Below are 8,102 nucleotides of genomic sequence, written 5' to 3'. Positions count from 1 at the left end.
GGGGGTCGGGGCGCGCGGGGGGGCGCTCGGGGGGGCCGGTGCTCGCGGCCCCGGACCGCCCGCGGCCCCCCCCTCGACGTGCACACCGAGGCCGCCGTGGAGGCGGCGCTGCGGCAGGTCCTCGCGGACACCACCGCGCTCATCGTGGCCCATCGGCCCTCCACGGTGCTGCTCGCCGACCGCGTCGCCCTGCTCTCCGAGGGCCGCATCAGCGCGGTCGGCACCCACCACGAACTGCTCCGCACGAACGCCGAATACGCCCACCTGATGTCGGGCGAACAGACGAGGGAGCCGGCCGGGGATCCGGGCGGGCAGCCGACCGAGGAAGCGGAGGACGACCGATGACCGCCCCCACCACCTCCGCCTCCACCGCCCCCGCGACCGGCGACGAGGGCGAACTCCCCCGCCCGCACGACAGCACCGACCCCTTCGACCGCGACGTCCTGCCCACCCGGCCCGGTGCCACGGCCGCTCTGCTGCGGTCACTGCTCGCCCCGATGAAGGCCCGCGTCGCCGTCACCACCCTTCTGCTGCTGCTCCAGCAGGCGGCCGTCCAGGCGGGCCCGCTGCTGGTGGCGTACGCCATCGACCGCGCCGTACCGGCGTTCCGGGACCACGACCACGGGCCGCTGATCGCGGTGGCCGTCGGGTACGGGCTGTGCGCGCTGGTCTCCGGCGCGCTCCAGTTCGCGTTCATCGAGGCCTCCGCGCGCGTCAATCAGGACGTGCTGCTCGACCTGCGCGGCCGGATCTTCCGGCACGCCCAGGCGCTGAGCGTCGACTTCCACGAGCGTTACACGAGCGGTCGCCTGATCTCCCGCTCCACCACGGACGTCGAGTCGCTGCGGGAGCTGCTCAGCGAGGGGCTCCAGGAACTGGTCACGGTCGTCCTGTCGTTCCTCTACATCTCCGCGATGCTGCTCTGGCTCGACCTCGGCCTGGGCGCGGTCGCGGTGGTCTCGTTCGTGCCGCTGTACCTCCTCGTACGGCTGTACCAGCGGCGCGCGGGCCGGGTGTTCACGGCGCGCTCCACGGCGATCGCGGCCGTGATCGTGAAGTTCGTGGAGACCATGAACGGCATCCGGCCCGTGCGCACCTTCCGCCGGGAGGCCGCGAACGACGCCGGCTTCCGTGTGCTGAACCGGCGGCACGAGCGCACCAACGGCGACGCGCTCCTGGAGATGGCCCGCTATGTGGTCGGCTCCCGGCTGGTCGCGAACACGGCGGTCGCGGCGATCGTGCTGTGGGGCGCCCAGCGGGTGGCGTCCGGCTCCCTGGACCTCGGTGTGCTGGCGGCCGCGGTGCTGTACCTGCGGCGGCTGTACGACCCGATCGACCGGCTCGGCATGTTCCTCAACTCGTACCAGTCGGCGGCCGCCTCCCTGGAGAAGATCGCCGGGCTGCTGGCCCAGACCCCGTCCGTGCCGGAACCGTCGGCTCCCGAGGAGCTCCCGGCGCTGGAGACGGCGGACCGTCCCGGCCGCGAGGTCGTCTTCGACGGCGTGCGGTTCGCCTACCGCACGGGCGGCGAGGTGCTCCCCCGCTTCGATCTGGCGATCCCGGCCGGGCAGACGGTCGCGGTCGTCGGCTCCACGGGCGCGGGCAAGTCGACGCTGGCCAAGCTGCTCGCCCGGTTCTACGACCCCTCCGACGGCCGTGTCCTGCTCGACGGCGTCGACCTGCGCGACCTCGCCGTGCCCGAACTGCGGCGCGGGGTGGTCATGGTGACGCAGGAGGCGTTCCTGTTCTCCGGCACGGTCGCGGAGAACATCGCGATCGGGCGGCCGGACGCGACCCGGGAGGAGATCGAGCGGGCCGCGAAGGCCATCGGCGCGCACGAGTTCATCAGCGCCCTGCCCGACGGGTACGACACGGACGTGCGCAAGCGGGGCGGCCGCATCTCCGCAGGCCAGCGCCAACTGGTGGCGTTCGCACGGGCGTTGCTCGCCGATCCGGCGGTCCTGATCCTCGACGAGGCGACCAGCTCGCTGGACGTCCCCGGCGAGCGGGCGGTGCAGCGCGCCATGTCGACGGTGCTGCGCGGCCGCACGGCCGTGGTGATCGCGCACCGGCTGTCGACGGTGGAGATCGCCGACCGGGTACTGGTCATGGAGCACGGGCGGATCGTCGAGGACGGCGGTCCGGACGAACTGATCGCGGGTACCGGGAGATTCGCGGATCTGCACCGGGCGTGGCGGGACAGCCTGGCGTGAGGCGGGGAGACTCGACGGTCGACGTGCACGCCGACCCCGGCGCCCCCGACTGCCGCAGCGGCTGGGCGTATCTGGCCTGGCTGGTGCGCTGCCAGCCGTGGCGGGCGGTGGCCGGAGCGGTGTTGGCCAGCAGCTGGATGGTGCTGATGGCGGCAGCGCCGTATCTGCTGTCGAAGGCGGTGGACGAGGGCCTCGAGCCCGGCGACACGGCGGCGCTCGTCGGCTGGACGGCCGCCCTCACCGCCGTCGGCGCGCTCAACGCCTGGGTGAGCATCATGCGGCACCGCACGATGACCCGGCTGCGCATGGACGCCTACTTCCGCACGATCAAGGTGACCGTCGGACAGGCCGTGCGGCTCGGGGACGCGCTGCGGCGCAGGGTGGGGACCGGGGAGGTCGTCACGATCGGCGTGGGCGACGTGCACACCATCGCCAACGCGCTGACGGTGATCGGTCCGGGCGTCGGCTCGGTCGTCGTGTACGTCTTCGTCGCCGGGCTGCTGTTGTCCGTCTCGCCGCTGCTGGCGGCGGTCGTGCTGCTCGGGATGCCGGTGATCGCCGCGATCGCCCTGCCGCTGATGACGCGGCTGCGGGGCGCGGAGGGCGAGTACCGGGAGCGGCAGGGCGTGCTCACCGCGCGGATCGGGGACCTCGCCGGCGGTCTGCGGGTGCTCAACGGGCTGGGCGGAAAGGGTCTGTTCGCGGACGGCTTCCGCCGGGACTCGGGGCGGCTGCGCGAGCAGGGCTACCGGGTGGGCTCGTCCGCCAGCTGGCTCCAGGCGCTCGGCGTGGGCCTGCCGACGCTGTTCCTCGCCGTGGTGACCTGGCTCGCGGCCCGGCTCGCCGCCCAGGGGGAGCTCACGGTGGGTCAGTTGGTGTCGGTGTACGGCTATGTCGCCGTGCTGGTCGGCCCGGTGGCATTCCTCGTCGACATGGGGTACCAGCTCAGCCGTGGTGTCGTCGCCGCCGACCGGGTCGTACGGCTGCTGCGCCTGGAACCCGACCCGGACACCGGGACGGCCGACGCGCCGGCCGAGCCGTCGGTGCTGCACGATCCCGGCTCGGGTGTGCGGGTGCGGCCGGGACGGCTGACGGCGGTGGTCGGGGCGCGCCCGGCGGAGCTGACCGCCCTGGTCGACCGGCTCGGGCGGCTGGGCCCGACCGACGTCACCTGGGGCGGCGTCCGGCTCGACGCGATCCCGCTCGCCCAGGTGCGGGCCAGGATCCTGGTCGCGGACAACGAGGCCGACCTGTTCGCCGGGCCGCTGCGGGAGGTGGTGGCCGGCCGCGGTGAGCCCTCGCCGGAGCAGGTGCGGCGGGCAGTGCGGGCGGCTGCCGCGGACGACATCGTGCAGGGGCTGGCGGAGGGCCTGGACACCACGGTGACGGGGCAGGGCCGCAGCCTTTCCGGCGGGCAGCGGCAGCGGGTCCGGCTGGTCCGTGCGCTGCTGGCCGATCCGGAGGTGCTGCTGGCCGTCGAGCCGACGTCGGCGCTGGACGCGCACACGGAGGCGGCGGTGGCAGAGCGGCTGCGGGCGGCCCGCCACGGCCTCACCACGGTCGTCACGACGACGTCTCCGCTCGTCCTCGACCACGCGGACACAGTGATCTACCTGGACGGCGGAAAGGTCGTCGCCGCCGGCCGGCACCCGGAGCTGCTGGAACGGGAGCCGGGGTACCGGGAGTTGGTGGCGCGGGACAGCGAGGAGACGGTGCGATGACGTCCGAGGAGGCGCGGCTGCCCGTCGCCGGATCCGCCGAGGTGCGGCGGGCCGTGGGGCGGCTGGTGCGGGCCGACGGGTGGGCCGTGGGCGGGGTGCTGCTGCTCAACGTGCTCGCCGCCGGAGCGGGGCTGGCCGGACCCTGGCTGCTGGGACGGATCATCGACGAGGTGCGCGACAGGGGCGGGGCCGGCGCGGTGGACCGGCTGGCGTCCGTGATCGTGCTGTGCGCGTCGGCGCAGTTGCTCCTCGCCCGCTGGGCCCGGTACGCGGGACACCGCTTCGGGGAGCGGACACTGGCCCGGGTGCGTGAGGAGTTCGTCGACCGGGCGCTGGCGCTGCCCGCGTCGGCCGTGGAGCGGGCCGGCACCGGCGATCTGACCACACGCGGCACCGCCGACGTGGCGGCCGTCGGCACCACCCTGCGGGACGCCGGGCCGGAGCTGCTGGTCTGCGGGGTGCAGGCGCTGTTCACGCTCGCCGCGGTGTTCGTGATCGACCCGCTGCTCGGCGCGGTGGGGGTCCTGGGCCTGACCCCGATCTGGTTCGCGCTGCGCTGGTATCTTCGCCGGGCCCGTGCGGGCTATCTCGCCCAGGGCGCGGCGGACTCGGACGTCGCCGAGGCGCTCGCCTCGACCGCCGCCGGAGCCCGTACCGTCGAGGCGTTCCGGCTCGAGGAGCGGCGCACGGCGGCCGGCAGGGACGCGCTGGCGACCGCTCGGCGGGCCCGCTTCCACACCCTGTATCTGCGCTCGGTGTTCTTCCCGGTGATCGAGGTGTCGTACTCACTGCCGGTGGCGGGCGTGCTGCTGCTCGGCGGCGCGCTGCACGGCCGGGGCGTGGTGAGTCTGGGTGCGGTGGTGGCGGCGGCGCTGTATCTGCGGCAGTTCACCGAGCCGCTGGACCAGATCCTGGTGCGGGTGGAGCAACTCCAGTCGAGCGGGGCTTCGTTCGCGCGGGTGGAGGGGCTGGCGTGGGCGCCGGCGAGCCAGGCGGGCGCCGGAGCGGTTCCGGCCGGCGACCGCATCGACGTGACGGAGGTGCGGTACGCCTACGAGCGCGGCGGGGAGGTGCTGCGCGGGGTGGACCTGACGGTGACCCCCGGGGAGCGGCTCGCGGTGGTCGGTCCGTCCGGCGCGGGAAAGACCACCCTGAGCAGACTGCTGGCCGGGGTGGACCGGCCGACCGCGGGCACCGTGACGGTGGGCGGTGTGCCGGTCGCGGCGCTGGCACCGGAAACGCTGCGCCGCCAGGTCGTCCTGGTCACCCAGGAGCACCATGTGTTCCTCGGCACGGTCCGCGACAATCTCCTGATCGCCGAACCGTCCGCCGCGGACGCGGAGTTGTGGACCGCGCTGTCGGCGGTGGGCGCCGAGGAGTGGGTGCGTGAGCTGCCGGAGGGCCTCGACACCCCGCTCGGTACGGGCGTCAGGGCCACGGACGGCTCCCAGGCGCAGCAGCTCGCCCTCGCCCGGGTGGTGCTGGCCGACCCGCACACGCTGATCCTGGACGAGGCCACGGCCCTGCTGGACCCGACGACCGCCCGGCACACCGAGCGCGCCCTGGCCGCCGTACTGGAGGGCCGGACCGTCATCGCCATCGCCCACCGTCTGCACACCGCGCACGACGCCGACCGGGTGGCCGTAATGGAGAACGGCCGCCTCACCGAACTCGGCACGCACGAGGCCCTGGTGACGGCGGACGGCGCCTACGCGGCTCTGTGGCGGACGTGGCACGGGGACGGCTGATCCTGAGCCGGTTCGGGAGGGCGGCACCGGCGGCCCGGCGGCACTCCGGAACGGCCACTTCTCGGCCAACGGTCCGCATACCGAACATGAACATCCGGTCAACGAACCAATTCCGGCCAAGTTTCTGACGCGGTCCTGACAGATGGCGTGATCCCCTGCCACTCTTCCCACGGCCGACTCACAGCAACCCCACAGCTACAGATCGCTACGAGCGGCCCCGCACACGCACATGGTTCCGCGTTACGCCAAGTTCTGCCCGGTCGCCCCAACCCACCGACCGGATCTCCCCTGGCCGCGCGACCCGCGGCCATGCAGAAGGAGTCAGTGTTGAGAAGCAGTTCCTCTCGCGGACGCACCTCCCACACCTCGCACCGCCGCACCGCAGCCGTCGCCCTCGCGGGCGTCACCGCCCTGATCGCCGCCGCCGTCCAGGCGGGCGCCGCCAGCGCCGCTCCCGCCAACACCTCCTCGGGCAAGGCGAACCCGGCCCACTCGGCGGTCAGGCTCACCCCCTCGCAGCGCGCCGAGCTGCTCCGTGACGCCGGCGCCGCCAAGGCGGACACGGCCAGGGCGATAGGCCTCGGCGCGCAGGAGAAGCTCGTCGCCCGTGACGTCGTAAAGGACGCCGACGGCACCCTGCACACCCGCTACGAGCGCACCTACGCGGGCCTCCCGGTCCTCGGCGGCGACCTGATCGTCGACACCTCCAAGTCGGGTGCGCCCCAGCGGGTCATCAAGGCCACCGATGCCGCCATCAGGGTCGCCGGTCTCACCCCGAAGGTCACCAGGGCGGCCGCCGAGCGGCAGGCCGTCGCGCGCGCCCGGTCCCTCGGCGGCACCAGGTCCGCCGCCGGCAGCGCCCGCAAGGTGATCTGGGCCGGCAGCGGCAAGCCCGTCCTCGCGTACGAGACCGTCGTCGGCGGCCTCCAGGACGACGGCACGCCCAGCCGGCTGCACGTCATCACCGACGCCGCCACCGGCAAGAAGCTCTACGAGTACCAGGGCATCGAGACCGGCATCGGCAACACGCAGTACAGCGGCCAGGTGACGCTGACCACGACCCAGTCGGGCTCGAACTACACCCTGACCGACGGGGCGCGCGGCGGCCACAAGACGTACAACCTCAACCACGGTTCGTCCGGAACCGGCACGCTGTTCTCGCAGACCAACGACACCTGGGGCAACGGCACCACGTCGAACGCCGCCACCGCGGGCGCCGACGCCCACTACGGCGCCGCCGTCACCTGGGACTTCTACAAGAACACCTTCGGCCGCAGCGGCATCAAGAACAACGGCGTGGGGGCGTACTCCCGGGTCCACTACGGCAACTCGTACGTCAACGCGTTCTGGGACGACAGCTGCTTCTGCATGACCTACGGCGACGGCTCCGGCAACACGCACCCGCTCACGGCCATCGACGTCGCGGGGCACGAAATGAGCCACGGCGTCACCTCCAACACCGCCGGCCTCGACTACAGCGGAGAGTCGGGCGGCCTCAACGAGGCGACCTCCGACATCTTCGGCGCCGGCGTGGAGTTCTACGCCAACAACTCCAACGACGTCGGCGACTACCTCGTCGGCGAGAAGATCGACATCAACGGCGACGGCACCCCGCTGCGCTACATGGACAAGCCCAGCAAGGACGGCGCGTCCAAGGACAGCTGGTACTCCGGGATCGGCGGCGTCGACGTGCACTACTCGTCGGGCCCCGCGAACCACTTCTTCTACCTGCTGAGCGAGGGCAGCGGCGCCAAGGTCATCAACGGCGTCAGCTACAACTCGCCCACGGCGGACGGACTTCCGGTCACCGGCATCGGCCGGGACAAGGCGCTGCAGATCTGGTACCGGGCGCTGACCACCAAGTTCACCTCGACCACCAACTACGCGGGCGCCCGGACCGGCACCCTCGCGGCGGCGGGTGAGCTGTACGGCACCACGAGCGCCGAGTACAAGGCGGTGCAGGACGCGTGGGCGGCCGTCGCGGTCGGTTCGCGCTCCGGTGGCGGTGGTGGCGGCGGTTCGTCGTACGAGAACACCACCCCCGTGTCCATTCCGGACAACGGGCCCGCGGTCACCTCGAACATCACCGTCTCCGGCCGGACCGGAAACGCGCCGAACAACCTTCAGGTGACGGTCGACATCACCCACACCTGGCGCGGTGACCTGGTCATCGACCTGGTCGGGCCATCGGGCACGTCCTACCGCCTGAAGAACTTCAGCTCGTCCGATTCGGCCGACAATGTGAACGCGACCTACACGGTCAACGCCTCGTCCGAATCAGCCAATGGCACCTGGAAGCTGAAGGTCCAGGACCAGGCCGCACAGGATGTCGGCACCATCAACAGCTGGAAGCTGACGTTCCCGTAAACCGCAGTACACGGGCGCGGTGAGCACGGGGGGGGGCCCGGGGGGGCGCGCCC

General features: G+C 72.9%; 4 protein-coding genes and 1 pseudogene. All 5 read left to right on the top strand.

What is annotated here, in order from left to right; genetic code table 11:
* A pseudogene (locus tag ACFW2E_RS00925) lies at window positions 1-345 on the top strand (hypothetical protein); the annotation flags it as partial.
* On the top strand, window positions 342-2,213 hold the full coding sequence (locus tag ACFW2E_RS00920) for an ABC transporter ATP-binding protein (RefSeq protein WP_384459305.1): 1,872 nt from the start codon (window positions 342-344) through the stop codon (window positions 2,211-2,213). The pseudogene ACFW2E_RS00925 and the gene ACFW2E_RS00920, both read left to right, overlap by 4 nt.
* Window positions 2,210-3,934 (top strand): ABC transporter ATP-binding protein, encoded by a 1,725-nt coding sequence (locus tag ACFW2E_RS00915; RefSeq protein ID WP_384459302.1) that lies wholly within the window; start codon window positions 2,210-2,212, stop codon window positions 3,932-3,934. Before ACFW2E_RS00920 ends, ACFW2E_RS00915 begins: the two co-directional genes overlap by 4 nt.
* Window positions 3,931-5,682, top strand: a complete 1,752-nt coding sequence (locus tag ACFW2E_RS00910) for an ABC transporter ATP-binding protein (RefSeq protein WP_384459299.1) — start codon at window positions 3,931-3,933, stop codon at window positions 5,680-5,682. The genes ACFW2E_RS00915 and ACFW2E_RS00910 overlap by 4 nt, the downstream gene beginning before the upstream one ends.
* A gap of 327 nt (window positions 5,683-6,009) precedes the next feature.
* Entirely contained in the window at window positions 6,010-8,049 is a 2,040-nt protein-coding gene (locus ACFW2E_RS00905) for a M4 family metallopeptidase (RefSeq protein WP_384459296.1), read from the top strand.
* Window positions 8,050-8,102 lie beyond the last annotated feature (53 nt).

This window comes from Streptomyces sp. NPDC058964 (genome assembly GCF_042741275.1).
Taxonomy (GTDB): Bacteria; Actinomycetota; Actinomycetes; order Streptomycetales; family Streptomycetaceae; genus Streptomyces.
This window is presented reverse-complemented; position numbering and strand designations above follow the sequence as displayed.